The organism is uncultured Aquimarina sp., from assembly GCF_947495315.1.
In the GTDB taxonomy this organism is placed as follows: domain Bacteria; phylum Bacteroidota; class Bacteroidia; order Flavobacteriales; family Flavobacteriaceae; genus Aquimarina.
Window position 1 is genome coordinate 279554 of record NZ_CANLYD010000001.1, and the last position, 18412, is coordinate 297965.

Annotated in this window: 14 protein-coding genes and 1 pseudogene; 6 read left to right on the forward strand and 9 right to left on the reverse strand. The window is 33.1% G+C overall.

Translation table 11 applies throughout. The features are described 5' to 3' along the window. Positions 1 to 47: 47 nt before the first annotated feature. The 5 genes and pseudogenes from Q0910_RS01270 to Q0910_RS01290 all read left to right on the forward strand — a co-directional run bounded on the left by Q0910_RS01270 (position 48) and on the right by Q0910_RS01290 (position 7114). Positions 48 to 1361: pseudogene (locus Q0910_RS01270) on the forward strand (DUF4331 family protein). A gap of 156 nt (positions 1362 to 1517) precedes the next feature. Then, a complete protein-coding gene (locus Q0910_RS01275; RefSeq protein WP_299211478.1) occupies positions 1518 to 2810 on the forward strand; it encodes a hypothetical protein in 1293 nt (430 codons plus the stop codon). A gap of 27 nt (positions 2811 to 2837) precedes the next feature. Next, positions 2838 to 5069 (forward strand): TonB-dependent receptor plug domain-containing protein, encoded by a 2232-nt coding sequence (locus tag Q0910_RS01280; RefSeq protein ID WP_299211480.1) that lies wholly within the window; start codon positions 2838 to 2840, stop codon positions 5067 to 5069. A gap of 226 nt (positions 5070 to 5295) precedes the next feature. Next, positions 5296 to 6114 carry a LytTR family DNA-binding domain-containing protein gene (locus tag Q0910_RS01285; RefSeq protein WP_299211482.1) on the forward strand — a complete coding sequence of 273 codons (819 nt, stop codon included), beginning with the start codon at positions 5296 to 5298 and terminating at the stop codon, positions 6112 to 6114. Positions 6115 to 6238: 124 nt separating this feature from the next. Then, positions 6239 to 7114, forward strand: a complete 876-nt coding sequence (locus Q0910_RS01290; protein WP_299211484.1) for an alpha/beta hydrolase — start codon at positions 6239 to 6241, stop codon at positions 7112 to 7114. Between the two features lie 185 nt (positions 7115 to 7299). Here the strand turns inward: Q0910_RS01290 and Q0910_RS01295 are convergent, their stop codons facing one another. From Q0910_RS01295 to Q0910_RS01325, 7 genes are all read right to left on the reverse strand, one after another. Beyond that, a complete protein-coding gene (locus tag Q0910_RS01295) occupies positions 7300 to 8883 on the reverse strand; it encodes a hypothetical protein (RefSeq protein ID WP_299211486.1) in 1584 nt (527 codons plus the stop codon). A gap of 231 nt (positions 8884 to 9114) precedes the next feature. Further along, positions 9115 to 9915, reverse strand: a complete 801-nt coding sequence (locus tag Q0910_RS01300) for an anti-sigma factor (protein ID WP_299211489.1) — start codon at positions 9913 to 9915, stop codon at positions 9115 to 9117. A 2-nt stretch (positions 9916 to 9917) separates the two neighbouring features. Further along, positions 9918 to 10448 (reverse strand): sigma-70 family RNA polymerase sigma factor, encoded by a 531-nt coding sequence (locus Q0910_RS01305; RefSeq protein ID WP_299211492.1) that lies wholly within the window; start codon positions 10446 to 10448, stop codon positions 9918 to 9920. A gap of 86 nt (positions 10449 to 10534) precedes the next feature. Beyond that, a complete protein-coding gene (locus Q0910_RS01310; protein WP_299211495.1) occupies positions 10535 to 11137 on the reverse strand; it encodes a superoxide dismutase family protein in 603 nt (200 codons plus the stop codon). Between the two features lie 86 nt (positions 11138 to 11223). Then, on the reverse strand, positions 11224 to 11967 hold the full coding sequence (locus tag Q0910_RS01315; RefSeq protein WP_299211498.1) for a hypothetical protein: 744 nt from the start codon (positions 11965 to 11967) through the stop codon (positions 11224 to 11226). Between the two features lie 11 nt (positions 11968 to 11978). Continuing rightward, positions 11979 to 12491: a hypothetical protein gene (locus Q0910_RS01320; protein ID WP_299211500.1), complete on the reverse strand. Its 513-nt coding sequence runs from the start codon at positions 12489 to 12491 to the stop codon at positions 11979 to 11981. 113 nt (positions 12492 to 12604) lie between these two features. Next, positions 12605 to 13087 (reverse strand): YdeI/OmpD-associated family protein, encoded by a 483-nt coding sequence (locus Q0910_RS01325; RefSeq protein WP_299211503.1) that lies wholly within the window; start codon positions 13085 to 13087, stop codon positions 12605 to 12607. Positions 13088 to 13588: 501 nt separating this feature from the next. On the opposite strand from Q0910_RS01325, the gene Q0910_RS01330 reads away from it, so the two are divergent. Continuing rightward, positions 13589 to 16792 carry a M36 family metallopeptidase gene (locus Q0910_RS01330; RefSeq protein WP_299211506.1) on the forward strand — a complete coding sequence of 1068 codons (3204 nt, stop codon included), beginning with the start codon at positions 13589 to 13591 and terminating at the stop codon, positions 16790 to 16792. A gap of 133 nt (positions 16793 to 16925) precedes the next feature. Here Q0910_RS01330 and Q0910_RS01335 read toward each other — a convergent pair whose 3' ends face one another. Next, positions 16926 to 17381, reverse strand: coding sequence for a GNAT family N-acetyltransferase (locus Q0910_RS01335; RefSeq protein WP_299211509.1), 456 nt, complete (start codon positions 17379 to 17381; stop codon positions 16926 to 16928). Between the two features lie 40 nt (positions 17382 to 17421). Further along, positions 17422 to 18309: a hypothetical protein gene (locus Q0910_RS01340; protein ID WP_299211513.1), complete on the reverse strand. Its 888-nt coding sequence runs from the start codon at positions 18307 to 18309 to the stop codon at positions 17422 to 17424. Between the last annotated feature and the right edge of the window lie 103 nt (positions 18310 to 18412).

The window sequence follows — 18412 nt, forward strand, 5'->3', positions numbered from 1 at the left end:
CTCGTATGTATTGGCGTAAACATTTAAAATTAAATAAAATGAACAAGATTAGAAAAACAAATTTATTCATCCTTGGTGGGCTTTTCAGTTTAGGAGTTGTACTTATGGCAGCAGATCATATTGATGCTCCTGCTGTGGTAGGAAGCACAGCAGATATTACAGATCTTTATGCTTTTGAAGGCGCAAATCCAGACAATACTGTATTTGTAGCTAATGTTCAAGGACTATTAGCTCCTGGAAGCTCGGCTACTTTTGATGAAAATGTATTGGTAGAAATTAACATCGACAATGATGGTGATTTAGTAGAAGACCTAGTTATACAAGCAATACCTAGAGATGGTATTATGTATTTTTTTGGTCCATATCAACCTTCCCAAACAGGACTTAACAGTACAATCGATGAAGACACCCAATATCTGGGTGAGGTAGCAATCAGTTCAGGATCTGGAGCTACTACATCAGAAGCAAATGGAATTTCGTATTTCGCAGGGTTAAGAGAAGATCCTTTCTTTTTTGATTCCAATCAATTCAATGCAATCATTGGAGGAATGGCTTCCGGAGGGTTTAATAATCCGGGTAATGATGATTTTGATGGAACCAATGTTCTATCTATTGTTATAGAAGTTCCTAATTCGCTTTTAGGAGAGACATTTAGCCACCCTGCAGGAACCGGAGTTGAAGTATTTAACACTTGGGCAGAAGCAAAAAGAAAACTGTAATCAAGAATTTAAAAAATAACAGATATTATGAAACTAAATAATTTAAAAAATATACCAGTAGCGCTAGCATTAGTAATAGGACTAGTAAGTTGTAGTAGTGATGACGATGCAATAGTAATTGAGCCGCCAGTGGCAGTTGATTTTTCAGGAACATTTTCACAAGAAGATCAAATGGGACGTCCAGGAATTAATACAGTTTTTAGTGCAACACCTGATATCGAAAATAACTTTAACGTTACAATTCCTTCACAGCAAGGATCCACTTTTCAGTCTTTATTCGAAACACAGTTAGCTGGATTACACAGTGCATTTGGAGCAACGTATGAGAATAATATTTTAGGATTGGATATTACAACCTTGACTACTGTCTTAGCGTCAGATGTATTACAAGTAGCTCCAGGAGTGCCCACAACATATTTTGACGGAACAAATGTGTTAACAGGAAGAAATCTTACAGATGATGTGATTGATGTTTCCTTAATCTTATTATTTGGAGGTCAAAACGGAGATCGTTTCAATGGACAGGATTTAGATGGTGATGGTACCCCCGATTTACCAATATTAGTAACAGATGGGGTAAGTGGTGCAGGCGAAACACCATTAAGTACATTTCCATATTTAGAACCCCCTCATGGTTCATAAATAATTTTATAATTAAGTTTTTTACTGTCTAACTGAGTCTGTCTGTAAGTATAAAAAGTCAGCCCTCAAATGACTTTGTACACCTTATATAGAAGGAAAGGTGGACTCAGAATGACAGCTTATTATCAAACAAAACAAACATCAAAAAACAAACACATGAGAGTATTAAAAGGCATTATAGGCTTTATGACGGGTATGCTCATTATTTCCTGCCAAGAAAAAGAAACTTCGATAACTAACCCAAAGGATTATACAATATATCTTAAGGTACAAAATAATCAAATAGTAAAAGAAGCAACAAATAAACTTAAGTTTTGGAACACTAAAATAAAAGAAGATAGTCTACAGATCACAGCATTAGCACCAGCAGCAGCAGCATATACTGAACTCTTCCAATCAACAGGAGATATCAAGTATCTAAAATTAGCAGAAAAAGTGTTAGTTAAATCTGCAGAGGTAGCGGCCATTGGCAAATCTGGACACCTTTTAGCTTTAGCTCATAATTATATCTCTCAGCACAGGTTTATAGAAGCTAAAGAAGCAGCACAGGGAGCATATCTTTTAAAAACAAATATTAAGGCTTCAGAAATGGTTCTGTTTGATGTTTCCATGGAATTAGGAGAATACGAAAATGCACAGAAGTACTTAGAACGTATAGCAAGTCAAAGTGATTATAATTTTTTGATTCGCTTGGCTAAATGGAATGACTATAAAGGAAATCTGAATGCCACTATAAGAAATATGGAAAAAGCTAAACAGATAGCTGAGAGCAGTAAAAAAGAAGGTTTACTATTATGGTCGTACACAAATTTAGCAGATTATTATGGTCATGCAGGTAGAATTAAAGAATCTTATGATCACTACTTAAAAGCTTTAGCTATAGATCCTTCTAACGCCTATGCAAAAAAAGGAATTGCCTGGATAGTATATTCTTATGAAAAAAAACCTGTAGAAGCATTAACGATCTTAGACGCAATAACGGAAAATTATCAAAGCCCTGATTATTTTCTTTTAAAGGCAGAGATAGCAGAGTTTCAAAAAGAAGATATCACTAAAAAAGTAAATCTTAAGAGGTATGAACAAGCAGTTAAAGATGAACAATACGGATTGATGTACAATACGCATACAGCCTTGTTACTTGCAGAAGAGTACCAAAAATTTGATCAAGCTTTAGAGATAGCTGAAAAAGAGATACAGAATCGTACCACACCACAATCCTATGATCTTAAAGCGCATATTCTTAATCTAAAAGGAGATCATAAAAAAGCATTGGCAATTGCCGAAAAGCATATACTAAATAAGACGTTTGAGCCAGAGGCAAACTATCACATTGCAGAGATATATAAGGCGAATGATATGAAGGATGCAATTGTTCCGATTAAGGAAGGGTTATTAGAGAGTGGCTACGAATTAGGACCTATAACTTTTAGAAAAGTACAGGGGCTGTAAACATTTTTCACCCTCTAAACAACACTCATGAAAAACATTTTTATAATAATTTCACTGATATTCAGTGTATACGGTTACGCTCAAAATCAAACATTAAAAGGTAAAGTTATTGATGTGTTCGATACCCCTTTGTCTGAAGCTTATGTGTATAATAATCAAGCCGAAAACCATACACATACTTTAGAAAATGGAACTTTTTTACTTCCTAAAGTAGCAACTAATGATACATTAACGATACGTCTATTAGGTTTTGAAACTAAAAGAATTGTCATTAAAAAATTGGATATATCGAATGGTATAAAAGTGCGATTGGAAAACAAAATTTTTCAGCTAGATGAATTGGTTTTGAAACAGGAAATTAATCCATTACAATTAATAAATAAGTTGGATATGAGAGTAAATCCGGTAAACTCCTCTCAGGAGTTATTACGAAAAGTACCGGGTCTATTTATTGGTCAGCACGCTGGAGGAGGCAAAGCTGAACAGATTTTTATTAGAGGATTTGATGTTGATCACGGAACAGATGTATCAATTTCTGTAGATGGTATGCCTGTAAATATGGTATCTCATGCTCATGGACAAGGATATGCAGATTTACATTTTATTATTCCGGAGACCATTAATAAAATACGTTTTGGTAAAGGTTCGTTTACAGCGGATCATGGAAATTTCAATACGGCTGGATATGTGGACTTTAAAACAAAAGAAAGTTTTACTGAGAATGAGATCAAAGTAGAAGCGGGAGCTTTCAATGCATTAAGAACAGTAGGGTTATTTAATTTATTAGAAGCTTCTAATAAAGAGAACGCTACACTAGCAATAGAATATTTAGAAGGAGATGGACCTTTTGAGTCTCCTCAAAATTTTAATAGAATTAATCTAGCGGGTAAATATGCGGCACAGTTACAGAACAATAGTAAAGTGTCTCTTTCAGCTTCTCATTTTACGAGTAGATGGGATGCCTCTGGACAAATACCAAACAGAGCTGTAGCGCAAGGCCTTATTTCACGTTTTGGCGCTATAGATGATACAGAAGGTGGAAATACATCCAGAACTAGTTTTAATATGATGTATGACAAGTTCTTAACTAATAACACCACTTTTAGAACAAATGTATTTTATACGTTGTATGATTTTGAACTGTATTCGAATTTTACTTTTTTCTTAAATGATCCTGTAAATGGAGATCAGATCAGACAAAAAGAACGTAGAAACCTATTTGGTTTTAATAGTACATTTAGTTCCAGAAAATATTGGGATAAGCTCGAGTTGGAGTTTAACGGAGGAATAGGTCTTCGAAATGATGCGATAAAAGATAATGAGTTATCGAGAACGGCGAATCGAAATGAAACTCTGGAAAATGTAAGTCTAGGAACGGTAAATGAGACAAATGCATATGCTTTTGCAGATGTTACGTTAGACTTTGGGAAACTAAAAATAACACCAGTAGTGCGTTTGGATTATTTTAAGTATACCTACGAAGATGTATTACTAATACCATTTCAGATACAGTCTGAAACTAAATCAATCATTACTCCTAAATTAAGAATCTCATATGATCTAACAGAGAACTTACATTTTTTTACGAAATCAGGAATAGGATTTCATGCGAATGATACTCGCGTAGTTGTTGCACAAAAAGGAGAAGAGATTTTACCCAAGTCATATGGAATAGACGTGGGTGCAAATTGGAAACCTTTTTCAAGAGTATTTCTAAATACAACACTTTGGTACTTAGGATTAGAACAAGAGTTCGTGTATGTAGGTGATGAAGGAGTTGTTGAACCAAGTGGAAAAACAAGAAGAATAGGAATTGATTTTAGTGGTAGATATCAGATAAATGATTGGCTGTTTTTAGATTCTGATGTAACTTATACATATGCTAGAAGTATTGAAGAACCAGATGGTGAAGATTATATTCCTTTAGCACCAAAGATTACTGCTGCGGGAGGAATAAGTGTAGAAAGTTTTCATAATTTTTCTGGCGGAGTTCGGTATCGATATCTAGGAGATCGAGCAGCAACAGAAAATAATAGTATAGAGGCAGAAGGATACACAGTATTTGATATATCCTTAAATTATAAATGGAAGCATTTTGATTTTTCTGTAAGTATTGAAAATCTATTCGATACTGAGTGGAATGAAACACAATTCGCTACGGAATCAAGATTGGTAAATGAAACCCAATCCAAAGAAGAAATTCACTTTACACCAGGTACTCCATTTTTTGCAAAAGCAGGGATAATCTATAGGTTTTAGTATATAATTATAAATAAAATATGGTATTACAAAAAGTATTAGAGTCACTTGGTTTTATTTTTTGATGTTGTTATGGAGAAGCTTGTTTGCTGGTGCAGACAGGCTTTTTCTTTGTTTAATATAAAAACTAACCGTAGATTTAAATTTTTATTTTGAAAGCTTAACGACTTCATCTCAATTCATAGGTTTACAATCAAGTAGTTTACAAGAAATACACTATCATTTTATGTATCTAAATAATCCATTTCCATATAATTCTTCCTATAAGATTCACACATGTATTGGATTGATTCTTGGATTATTATTAGGGTTTATTTTAGTGGTATTGCAACCTTTTAATATCAATAACCTAGAGCATGATTATAGTGAGGTTTTGTTAATGGGATTTGGTTTTGTGAAATTCGTAAATTATTTGCTTTCACATTTTATAGAAAATATTTATTACAAGAAAAAAGGAAATTGGACCTTATGGAATGAAATAGCATTCATTTTGTTATCATCATTTTCTGCAGCAATTTTAGGATATATTTACTTGGATACTGTTTTTGAAAAACAATCATTATCATTTCTAAGATTAGTACTCTTTTTATATTATATAGTATTACCGATAATACCTTTAGTCGTTTTTCCTAAATCAGTGCTTCGTTTTTTATTGACTAAGAAGTCAATTGGAGATAACAAGAGAGAGATTGCAGAAGATGGAAGTTCTGTTTTAGAAAAAATAACCCTGAAAGGACAAAATGCTAAGGATAAATTGACAGTTTCTAAAAAGGATTTGTTATATGTTAAATCGGTTGATAATTATGTCATGGTTTACTATACTAATGAACAGACGAAAAGCATTATGTTAAGAGCGAAAATGTCCGAAATATTGATTCAGGCACCTTTCTTAATACAACCACACCGTTCTTATTTAATAAACCCGACACATGCTTTCAGAATAAAAGGTAATTCTCAAAAAGCAGTTCTTATTTCACAAAATTTTGAAGCGGTTATTCCTATTGCTAGAACCTCTTATAAAACAGTAAAGAACTTATTCAATTAGTCCCTTTTTCTAGTCAATTCATACCGAAATTTTCTATTTAACCACTAATTTAAACTATCCATAACTTTATTTTTTTTGTCAATTGATTTTGCTTTTTGTTTGTGTTAAAACAAAACATAAACAGATGAAAAAAATACTAAAAATTACTGGTTGGATACTATTAGCAATAATTGTTTCTGGAATTGGATTTGGTGTTTATAAATACAATACTGATGATATGTTAAGGGCTATGATTCATCAGGATGAATCTAAGCTTTCTTATGGTCCATTAAAAGAAATTGTGTCTTTAGAGGGGTTTAATTTTGAAGAATATGAGTTACAAGTAAACGATTCCATAAAAATCTATACATACCTGTTTAAACCTTATACCGAATATAAAGGAAATATTTTTTTTATACATGGGTCTGGCGGAAATGCCGCATATTGGTCTCAATTATATAGGCCACTTCTTGATGAAGGATATGCGGTTTACGCAGCAGATTGGCGTGGATATGGTAAAGCAGAAGGGACTCCAAATTACAAAGGTGTTTTAGAAGATACCGAGGTAGCATTCAATGATTTTATGGATAAAACTAAAAATGATAATTTAAAAACTATTGTTTATGGTATGTCCTTAGGTGGACAATTAGCCATTAAGGTCACCATGGATAATCAAGACAAAGTGAATGCTTTGGTTCTTGATGGAGCCTTTGAATCTGCGCAACAGATAGCGATAGATTATGCTCCTTTTCAATTTTTGAAAGATAGAGCAATAAAACATCCCGAAAAATTCAATCAACTCTATGTTGGTTCAAGAGATATTAGAGAAATCAAAGATATTCCTAAACTTATTATTCATAGTGTTAATGACGTATCGGTTCCTATTAGTCACGGAGAGAGTTTATTTAAAAATGCTCTTGAACCAAAAGAATTTTGGAAAACTACAACACCACATATCATGACTTTGAAAGATATATCCAACGAAGCTGTAAAAAAGATAAATAATTTAATGGATATGTAAATAATTATGATGATGACATATTAATATATCCAAGCCATCCGGAGATTTTGATGATTAAGAACCAATATAGAATAAATCGAATATTTGACGGAATAGAATAGGAGGTAATTATTTTATCATAAAAAAGTCTACCATTCTAATTTAGAATGGTAGACTTTTTTATAATACTAATATAATATCTTATTTTAAGGATTTTTGATAGCTTTCTCTTTTACAATACCTACCATGATTTCTTTATATACATGGCTTAAATCTGTAGGTAGTAAACCGTCATTTTTAGAATGGCAGGAAAAACAACTACCATATTTAGAATAAGCAGATCCATTTTGCGCATATGTTTCCATTGTACTATTAGCTAATTGACTAGTTCCGATAGCAACTCCAGACGCTGTTAAAGTATCTTTAACTGAATAACTTTTTCCGGTAGGAGGTGCACCATCATTTGTCCAGGTAGCACCAATGAAAATATAATTTTTGCGCATATCTCCATCGCTTAACTGACCAAGAACACTATTGTTAGTCGATATAATCTGACTGTTAGATGCTGCAACCGAAGCATTTTCAGGATTTGGTACACCTGCATCTGCAACTCCCCAAGGCTTGGTCATCTTAGTGTTACTGGCAGTAATTTTTTGAGAAGGGTTTATTTTGGTATATGCTACAATATCACCATTAGTATATTTCATATGTGATTGATTATAAGTACTACTTGCGCTATCATCGTTTAATAACCAATCATTTCCAGTATCCGCAGAAACGGTTTTAGTTTTAGGTGTTGGTTTAGAATTATCTAAATATGTATATGATAGATTAGGAGCGTTATTAACGTGTTCAAAAGTTGCCCAGACCATTTCTGGATGACCGGCGGTACTACCAACAATATGAATTCCTACTAGAGCAAGTTTGGCCGTTCTGGTTGGATTTTTGGTATTTGGTGTCCATTTAGTATCTGTTTTTATATAATTAGGTACAATAGCATCCATAGTAATATAGTTACTATCAGATAAGCCCGTTACATCTACCCAAGATGTTTTTATTTCTATGGCTAATGTTTCTGGATCTTTTAATGGTTGCCCTATATTATTAGCAAAAGTTTCAATACTATCTAGTTTTTTTTGAGTAGTAGGAAATTCAGTATCCGAAAATTGATCCATCTTAGCGCCAAGTACAAACTTTGCATATACATCATTCACCATAGTGATATAATACAAAATAGAATCATTTTTTTGTGCCATTAGTACATCGTGAGTCGCCTGACCTTCTTCAGTATCACTTTTTTGAAGGTTTGCAACAGCACTGATCATTTTACCAGATGCGTGTGGGATTAAGGTTCTTTCTTTGGTTCCATTTACTAAATTAATTGGTGAAACAGTATAGAAAGCAGGAGTTTCTATTACGGCCCCACTGTTATAATCCCCTTCTTTTATGGGCGATGTCATCCAAAGGAACATTTGCTCTGACCATTTATAAAAATCACAGTTGTTTTTATGGGCAAATGTCACACTATTGGCAGGTTTTACAATACCATTTTTAGAAACACCACTCTTAGATTTAAACCAAGAATTAAAATCAGTGGTATCTACCACACAAGATTTTAAAACATCAGTTGGTAATTTAGAATGGATAGGTGTTACTGCTGCTATTAATGTCTCGGTATCTTCATTCGAAGAATTCGTAACATATTCCTTTTTTTCTTTTTTATTACAAGCAGCAATGGTAATCATTGATAAGAGTACCATAAATAAAACGTTAATAGATGATTTTTTCATTTGTTAGTTATTTAGTTAGTATAGTTTTGATCTATAAGAAAAATATAGACTAAAATTACCCTAAAAAAACAAACTATGTTAGCGTATTTATACGGGTTTTTCAAACAATTCGTTGTCGGAAAATGACATGTAAAAAAACCTGTTAATGTTTAATGGAACTTAATTGTTTATAGTATTTAAAATATAAGATAAGACTAGAAATGAAGTAAATACTATTATTAATTACATATATTAGGATTCTACCACACCGAGAGTGTATAACTGTTCTAGTGTTGGAGATTCACTTCCTCCTTCTGGTTCCAGTGTTATACCAAAAGCTTCTGATTGATTAGTATTGGTAAATGAGAAAATTTTTGTTTCGTCTTCAGAAAACGTATCCAATATTCCTAAGCTGGTAGGCGTTAGTGGATCTAATTTTAAGGACCATACCTGATACACTTTTCCAGGTGGAGGAGTGGGTAATCCGGCTACATCTATATAAGCCGTTTGTTTTTCTTTATCCCAGTATACAGCGGCATATGCAGTAGGATCTATTTTTTGAGCTTGCAGCGGAATTTGAAGTATGTCTTTATCACGCAGTACACTTAATAGTGTTTTGGTTTTAGATAAATCTTCTTCTGCTACATTAATTTTTCCTTCCAGTAAATTTTGTTCTATTTGCGATTCTACTACCTGTTGGCGTAAATCTTTATTCTTATTAAACTGTATGAACAAACCAATTAATAAAGCTATAGAAGCTGCCCAACCAATATACGCGGGCCAGTTATTACGTTTTGGAGCAATTGGGATAACATCCACTTCATTATCTGTAAAACTTAATTTTTCTTTGATACGATTAAATACAGATTCTGGATTATAAGGAGCAGTAGCTGCGGATAGCTTCATAAGAGACTTTTCTATCTCTTTTACCTCTTCCTCGATTTCGGGATGTTCTTTTAGTGCTTTGTATACTTCGGCATTTTCTTTTTCGGATAATGCACCATATACATAGAGCTCTAATATTCCGGATGATATAAATTGTTTGATATCCATAATTATATTGCCAAGACTTCTCTTAATTTATTAATGCAAATTCTGTTCCGAGTTTTAATAGTTCCAATCGGAATGTTTAATTCTTCTGAAGCCTCTTTTTGTGTGAACCCTTTAAAAAACAATAAATCAATGACTTTTTTACAAATAGGTTCTAGTATATCAATGTACTTTTTTATACCTATAACATCCATCTTACTGGAGAAATTACTTTTTTCTTCTAGTATATCTACGAAATAATCTGCAGTTTGGTTTCGTTGCGAGTTTTTAAAAGCTACAGATCTTGTTTTATCGATAGCTGCATTTCGGGCAATATTAAGTATCCATGTAAAAAAACGGCCTTTTTTTTCTGAGTAAGAATCAGCTTTATTCCAAACTTTTACAAATACATCTTGTAATACTTCTTCTGATAAAGTTTCGTCTCTAAGAATAGTATAAATCACACCAAATATATTCTCTGCATACATTTCATAAATGCGTTGAAAAGCTTTTTCATTTTTTTGTTGTAGCTGAAGAATCAGTTCATTGGATTGCATAGGCCGATAAGAGAGAGTGTTTTGAGGAAGAAGTAATCTATTTGAAAAAAGAAAGAGGCTGTTAGTATCAGCCTCTTTTATGTATGTTATTCTATAATTCCTCCGCAGCTTACTCTACTTCCTGCAGCACCTGATGGTTGAGATTTATAATCATCAATACCCTGATGTACTATGATAGCTTTGCCAACAATATCCTTTTTCGCATCTCCACATCCTATACACCATTCGTTAGTTGCAAAAGTTATAGAACCTTTACCGTCTGTAGAAGCGTTAAAATTACCTATATCTCCTTTATGATACCCTTCTGACGCTCCCCATTTTCCGTGTGGCTCCATAGTTGGATTCCAATGCCCTCCAGTTGATTTACCATCTGCAGAAGAGCAATCGGCTTTTTCATGAATATGAATAGCGTGTTCACCTTCTGATAATCCATTTAAATAGGCTACCATAGTTACCATGCCACCTTCTTCTGTAAAAGTAACATTACCGGATACTTCACTGTCACTTTTTGGTGTCAAAGACATTGCCAATGTTTTTGCTTTACTAGTTTCTTCTTTTTCCTCAGTAGTTTCATCGGTAATTTCTTCATTTACCTTGTCTTCATATTCCTTTCCTTCTTTCTTATCGCCTTTACAGCTAAGAATAATGATAGATAGAAAAGCAATTACCAATAGGTTTAGAGTTTTCATAATTTAATGATTTGTTACGTTTTGTTTAAACTAATATAGGGCAGTTTTAGCTTACAGCAAAGGATTTAAGAGGTTTTTAGATTTTGTTATATGCTAATTGTACTTAATTCTGTAATACTAACTCCAGAATTAGTATCAGGTGCTAATTTGTATTGATACAATCCGGTTTCTCCAATAGCGATTAATAGATCTCCAGAAATAATTACATCAAATGCACTTTTATTAACAGATGTGACCAAGTTAGATGCTGTCGGATTAGATATATCAAATACCTTAATCTCATCATCACAAACAATTAAAAAATCACCGTATAACCCTAATCCTCGGGGAAAAGTAAGGTTTCTGGAATTAATTAAAATAGGTTCAGTTATGGTAGTGATATCATATACCTGTAAGACATTGATATTATTACCGCAAAATGTATCAGAGTGTAAGGTCACAAAAGCATGGGTATCATTAGCAATCACCGGATCACAGGCCGTAAAATGCTCTACTTGAGATAATTTTTCTGGGAATTCAGGATTTGTTAATCCATATATAAACATTCCATTTCTGGACCCGATATATAAATAGTCTTTATAGCTAAAAAGAGTTTCAATATTAAACCCAATAGGTATCGTGTTTACTTGTACAGGATCCTTAATATCTGTGATATTAAATACAGTAAGATCAGTGTTGTCTACAGTATATAAATAATCTCCTTTTAATGTAAATGTTGCTAAAGATCCTCCAGTACCGTCAGCTACAGGAGATAATGAATCGCTTGAAGAGTCGGAGTCACAACTAAATATTATAAAAGAAGTGAGTATCATATAGATATGTTTTTTCATGATGTTTTGTTTTAGTTAATTAGTGCCCACCCTACTACTACATTATTTTCAGGGATACTATATGGAAGAAACCCATCTGGTGAGCGTAATTCTGGAAATACATTAATCACTCTTTTTGTTAGGGTAATTCCGTTAGTGGTATCATATTCTACAGCAATTAGATCTGTTGCTTGGTTTATATAGATCATATTATCACGGATGGCAAGATCTGTTGATCCAGGAGCTTCCAGAAATTTTATAGGAGTAGGGGACGTAGGGTCAGAATTATCATATATATGAAAACCTTTATGTACTTCATTGATAAAAAGTAGATTATCCTTGATATAGATTTTTCCAGAAGTACTAATGGATATAGGATCCTTTAGAGAAACTGAGTTTTCGAAATTGTTGCGATCTAGTAGTACAGGTTCATATCTAGAAAAGATAGGGTCATCATCGCTATTTTCGCAATCTGTCAGAAAAGGACAGCAACTCTGTAAACACATTAGGAACAAACCTAATACTAGTAATTTTGTTTTCTTCATCTTTTGACTGTTTGACTAAAAGATGAAATTATACAGAGATGGTTGCGTTAGGGATAGGATTATATATTTATTGACCTTAAGTTAAGTATTTATATACTGACCTCTAAAAGAAGTTATAACTTCTTTATTAATTCTCTTGGATTTCTAATGCCTAACCTTATGTTTTCTGAAATGATTAAAGCTTTATCAATTCGAGTTTGAGAATTTTTAAACCCTAATACATAATAAATTAGGCTTCTTTTTTTACCTGCTGTAAAGGATTCGAAAATCTCCGAAGCTTCTGGATCACTTTGTAATACGGCTTCCAGTTCTTCGGGCATCTCTACACCATATTTAGAAGTGTCTTCAAACAATTGAACCTGAAAATAGTCACTTGGAAAAACTCCTAATTGTTTTTGATATTTCTTACTGAACATTACTGAGAATAGCTCTTTTCTTTTTTGTAAAGCTGCGTGAAATTGAACAGACTTATCCTGATATTGTACTTGAACAAGGACTCTCTTATGGTTTTGATTTATAAAAGATTCAGCAATTTCGGAAGGAATCAATATACTATGTATAGATTGTAAGGAAGTTTCAAAAACAGGACTTTTCATTTATTCATTTTGCTAGTTGTTTGGGCCCCGGAAAAGAGCCTTTGACAATAATCTCAATTAGAATTAAATCAATAATAATACTTATTTCATAAACTCAAAAATATAGAAATTTTTTAAGCCAAAATATTTCCTACTTAGAATAAGTTGTTTAATCATTTCGTCTATTGATTAGTCAAAACGTACAGAAATGACTTCTGGAGTGCTTTTTTTTTGAAAAAATTAAGAAAAAATTCTACAGGTATCCCGTAACTGTAAAAAGGGATAGTTATTATTCTGATTTTCAGAACTTGAGAATAATTAGATGAAAATATTTTCTAAACTCTAGTGTTTATGTAGGTTAACTAACAATTGGTAGTTTGATGTTTTTCATTTGTCTTTAGTGTTGAAATATATTCACTGAAAATGTAAAATGATTGAACTTTGTTTAATGATATTGGATTTATGTAATAGATACTTCGGATTTTGTTAATTTTAGTTAACACAAATTCAAAATTTATACATATGAAAAAAATGTACTCGTTTGTCTTATTTACATTGTTAATAGGACAGACAATGTTTGCACAAAACATCATGGATGGTATTGTTAAAAACCACCTCAACGAAACAACAGCTAAATCGGCTCTGACAAAAGAAGATATATCAGAGTGGAAAGTAACAAATGTAGTTCCTTCATTAAATCCTAAGATACAACACGTGTATGTTCAACAGTATTTTCAAGGAATTCCAATACAGTATGCGACTTATAAACTTACTGTAAATAATAAAGAGACAGTAACTTGGGAGATTGATCAATTCGTAAAAGATATAAAATCTAAAGTTACTTCTGCAAAAGCATCTCTCTCACCGGAGAGTGCAATTATGAATGTAGCTAGAGCTCATAATTTACAATCTCCACAATTAGTTAGAGCTAAAAGCAAATCTGATGGAACATTAGTATATGAGAATTCTGGAATTACGTTAGAGCCTATAGAGGCTAAACAAGTATATATAAAGCAAGATGACAAGTTGGTATTAACTTGGCATGTAAGCTTGTACCAAAAAGATGGTCAACATTGGTGGAATGTTAATATAGATGCAACTACAGGTAAACCTTTACTTACAGAAGATTGGGTAATTAGCTGTAATTTTGGTACTCCAGATCATGAGAATCACAATCACGGAGAGTCTATATTATTTGATAAAGATATTCCTACAGTTCCCACTAAGGCAGAAGCAACGGCTACACTTGCTCCCGATTCTTATAATGTTTACGCAATGCCAATAGAAAGTCCAAGTCATGGGAGTCGCTCGATAGTAACTGATCCAGCGAACACTACAGCTTCTCCATTTGGATGGCACGATACCAATGGTAGTCCGGGAGCTGAGTTTACAATTACTAGAGGTAATAACGTTTGGGCCCAGGAGGATAGAAACGGAAATAATGGTACAGGTTTTTCTCCTAATGGAGGAGCAAGCCTTGATTTTAATTTCCCGATCGACCTTAGTCAAGGACCAACTACTTATGATGATGCAGCTATAACAAATCTGTTCTATTGGAATAATATTATGCACGATGTATTCTATCAATATGGTTTTGATGAAGCAAGTGGAAACTTCCAAGAAAATAACTATGGAAATGGTGGTGCAGGAAGTGATTCTGTAAATGCAGATGCACAAGATGGAAGTGGAAGTAATAATGCAAACTTCTCGACTCCAGGTGATGGAGGAAACCCTAGAATGCAGATGTTCCTTTGGACGAGTCCAAATCCTGACAGAGACGGAGATTTAGATAATGGAATTATTGCTCACGAATATGGTCATGGTATTTCTATTAGATTAGTAGGAGGGCCTTCTTCTAATAATTTAGGTGGTTCTGAACAAATGGGTGAAGGATGGTCTGATTGGTTTGGATTAATGCTTACTATGAAAGCTGGTGATACTGGTACAGACGCAAGAGGAATCGGTACATATGCATTGAACCAGCCAACTAGCGGAAATGGAATTCGTCCTACGCCATATTCTATAGATAGATCTGTAAATAATACGGACTATGCAGATATAGGAGGATTAGCAAGACCACACGGAGTTGGATATGCATTCGCTACTATTTTATGGGATATGACTTGGGGATTAATTGATGCCGAAGGATTTGATCCGGACTTCTACAATGGAACAGGTGGAAACAATATCGCCATGGCTTTAGTAATAGAAGGATTGAAAAATACAGCAAACAACCCAGGATTCGTATCTGGTAGAGATGGTATCTTACAAGCAGATCAAGACTTATATGGTGGTCAGTATAACTGTATTATTTGGAAAGCGTTTGCTGAACGAGGTGTAGGTCAAGATGCTAATGAAAATAATAATGGAGGTACCAATGGACAAACAGATCAAACTGTATCTTTTGTAAACCCTTGTGATGGTGGTGGACCTGGTCCTGGTGGAGATGAGTGTACTGGTGACATAGCTTCATTCCCATATAGCGAAAGCTTTGAAGGAAATATCGGTGATTGGTCTCAAGCTTCTGGAGATGATTTAGATTGGACTGTAGACTCTAATGGGACTCCTTCTAACGGAACAGGGCCTAGTGGTGCTGTTGATGGTACTTCGTACATTTATGTAGAAGCTTCTGGAAACGGAAATGGATTCCCTAACAAAAGAGCGATTTTAAACTCACCTTGTTTAGATTTCAGTGGATTAACCTCTCCAACATTAAGTTTCCAATACCATATGGTAGGTAGTGCAATAGGTACTTTTGATGTGGAAGCAAGAACAGATAATACAGGAGATTGGACAAGCGTATTTAGCAGATCTGGAGCACAAGGAACTGACTGGAATACTGCTAGTATTGATCTTTCTGCATATGCAGGAAATGCAAGTGTACAATTACGTCTTAATACAGTTACAGGAACTAGCTGGCAAGGTGACGTTACAATCGATGCTTTAAGTATCACTAATGGTACGACTGATCCAGGACCTACTTGTGAGTCAATTAATTTCAATAACTCTAGTATAACTCCGTTTGCTAATCAAGATGCAGCAGGTAATTTCTCAGTTGTAAATGGTGGAGCTGGATTATCATTGTCTAACAATACTTGGAAATATATTCCACTTAGTTATACTGTAACATCAAATACAGTTATAGAATTTGATTTCAGTAGTACGGCTCAAGGAGAAATTCATGGAGTTGCTTTTGAAAATGATAACACATTAACTTCTACAAGGGTTTTCAAAGTTCACGGTACTCAGAATTATGGAGTAACGAACTTCGATAACTATTCTAGTGGAACAACAACATATGTAATTCCAGTAGGTAATTTCTATACAGGCAGTATGGATCGATTAGTATTTATCAATGATAACGATGCCGGATCTGGAAATACGTCAATTTTCTCTAATGTTAAGATTTACGAAGGATCTTGTGATGGATCAGCTGCCGTAGTAGCGGATTTCGGACCTACAACGCCTATCCTAGGTAATGAGGATGAAGAAGGTATCTCTAGTTTCACAATTGCACCAAACCCATTAAAAAGTGGTGGTTTATTGCAAATTTCGATGAAAGACTCTAAGAATTCTGATACTATTTATTCTATTATGAATATGGTAGGACAGATTGTTGGACAAGGAACCATAAGTGGAAGTAAAACTATCAATGTAGGTAATCTTGAAGTTGGTATGTATTTACTAAAAGTTCAAGGAGAGACGAAACGATTTATAATCAAATAAATAAGATTATATACAAAGTTTTTTATCAAGGAGGTTATCTGTTAAGGATAACCTCCTTTATTTTATGATTATTAAGTTTTTACAGAAGAAGCTATTATATAAAAAACAAGTTTATTTCGAAGGTGATACTTTTCTATTCAAAATGTATTTTCATTCCTTCATGAGAATCTATAAAGCCTAATTCTTTATAAAATTTAATTGCTTCGGGTCTTCTTTTATCAGTGGTTAATTGAAGTAAATGAGCATTTCGTTCTTTCGCCCGATTAATTGCCCAGGTGAACATTGTTTTTCCGATTCCAAGTCCTCTTTTATCTTTTCTAACTCTTACGGCTTCAATTTGAGCTCTTATTTTACCTTGATATGTTAGATATTGTATAAATGTTAGTTGCAATGTTCCTATGATTTCAAAACTTTCATTTTCTACAACTATCAATTCTTGGCTTTTATCCGAATCAATATTCTCAAAAGCTTTTAGATATTCCTTAGGTAAAGGAATTTGGAAGTTCTCTCTTGTTTTTCCAAGTTCATCGTCAGCAATCATTTGTACAATTGATATTAGATCTTTTTTTATTGCTTTTCTAAACTTCATATAATATTTTTTTCATCATTAATAGGTAGTTGTCTATACATTACTCGTTAAGAAAATTATCTAATTCGGTAGCCTTCTTTATTTTATTGGTACTATATTTTTTAAGTAAAAGAATAACTAATAAAGGAGTTAATCCATGTGGAATTCGATATAAAACTTCATACAAATTCTGATGAATAGATTGTAAAGCAAAATCCCAATAGAAATTAGCAACTATTCTTGCCATAGCCGTTAATAATCCCCATACCACAGCATACCATAATGCATATACCTGAACTTTCGGAATAAAAATCAGAATAGCAAGTATAAAGTCTAAAATACCAGCTATATATAAAAAAAATATAGCAGTTGTTTCAGAAAATCCAAAGATTTGTATGGTCATATCTATGAATTTTCCCGGAACAGGATAAAACCCAAAAGCATATAATCCGTGAGAGAAGAAAGTGAAGGCTATTAGAACCTTAAAAATGAAAGCTAAACTTTTATAATGTAACTCTTTAGAATAACTATACAACAATACAAAGGGCAATCCGAATTGAATGCTGTGTTCAAAAAATTGAGCAGTATGATAAAATTTTTCTTTTGTAAGTAATATAGTTAATATTACTAAACTGCAACCTCCTAAAAATATTGGAATTCGAAACCATCTAACTGTAGTTTTTTTTATAGCCAAGGCAGAAATAGCCGCAATAAGATATAAGAATCCATTGATTTTAATACCATTTTGTATCATTTGATCTGTACGATCACTCGTGGCATATTCTTGCCACGAAGTATTAAAAACTCCTTCAATTATAGGTTTCAATAAAGATTCATCCCAAAAGAAAGATCTATATGGAGCATCCCAAAAGAGATGCTGCCAAGCTCTACCAATGAAAATTAAAAATACTGATATTTTAAAAATAAGTTGAGTTTGATCTTTTGCCATAAATACAAAGTAAAAAGGAATATTGTTAACTGATTACAAATTCAATATTATTTTATCTATAACATATGTTGATAAACATTAATTCTTAATTAAGAATGAGTTA

Excerpts from the sequence above, each read along its gene's own strand:
- Q0910_RS01275 (WP_299211478.1), top strand. The coding sequence starts at position 1,518 with ATGAGAGTATTAAAAGGCATTATAGGCTTTATGACGGGTATGCTCATT.
- Q0910_RS01280 (WP_299211480.1), top strand. The coding sequence starts at position 2,838 with ATGAAAAACATTTTTATAATAATTTCACTGATATTCAGTGTATACGGT.
- Q0910_RS01285 (WP_299211482.1), top strand. The coding sequence starts at position 5,296 with ATGTATCTAAATAATCCATTTCCATATAATTCTTCCTATAAGATTCAC.
- Q0910_RS01290 (WP_299211484.1), top strand. The coding sequence starts at position 6,239 with ATGAAAAAAATACTAAAAATTACTGGTTGGATACTATTAGCAATAATT.
- Q0910_RS01295 (WP_299211486.1), bottom strand. The coding sequence starts at position 8,883 with ATGAAAAAATCATCTATTAACGTTTTATTTATGGTACTCTTATCAATG.
- Q0910_RS01300 (WP_299211489.1), bottom strand. The coding sequence starts at position 9,915 with ATGGATATCAAACAATTTATATCATCCGGAATATTAGAGCTCTATGTA.
- Q0910_RS01305 (WP_299211492.1), bottom strand. The coding sequence starts at position 10,448 with ATGCAATCCAATGAACTGATTCTTCAGCTACAACAAAAAAATGAAAAA.
- Q0910_RS01310 (WP_299211495.1), bottom strand. The coding sequence starts at position 11,137 with ATGAAAACTCTAAACCTATTGGTAATTGCTTTTCTATCTATCATTATT.
- Q0910_RS01315 (WP_299211498.1), bottom strand. The coding sequence starts at position 11,967 with ATGAAAAAACATATCTATATGATACTCACTTCTTTTATAATATTTAGT.
- Q0910_RS01320 (WP_299211500.1), bottom strand. The coding sequence starts at position 12,491 with ATGAAGAAAACAAAATTACTAGTATTAGGTTTGTTCCTAATGTGTTTA.
- Q0910_RS01325 (WP_299211503.1), bottom strand. The coding sequence starts at position 13,087 with ATGAAAAGTCCTGTTTTTGAAACTTCCTTACAATCTATACATAGTATA.
- Q0910_RS01330 (WP_299211506.1), top strand. The coding sequence starts at position 13,589 with ATGAAAAAAATGTACTCGTTTGTCTTATTTACATTGTTAATAGGACAG.
- Q0910_RS01335 (WP_299211509.1), bottom strand. The coding sequence starts at position 17,381 with ATGAAGTTTAGAAAAGCAATAAAAAAAGATCTAATATCAATTGTACAA.
- Q0910_RS01340 (WP_299211513.1), bottom strand. The coding sequence starts at position 18,309 with ATGGCAAAAGATCAAACTCAACTTATTTTTAAAATATCAGTATTTTTA.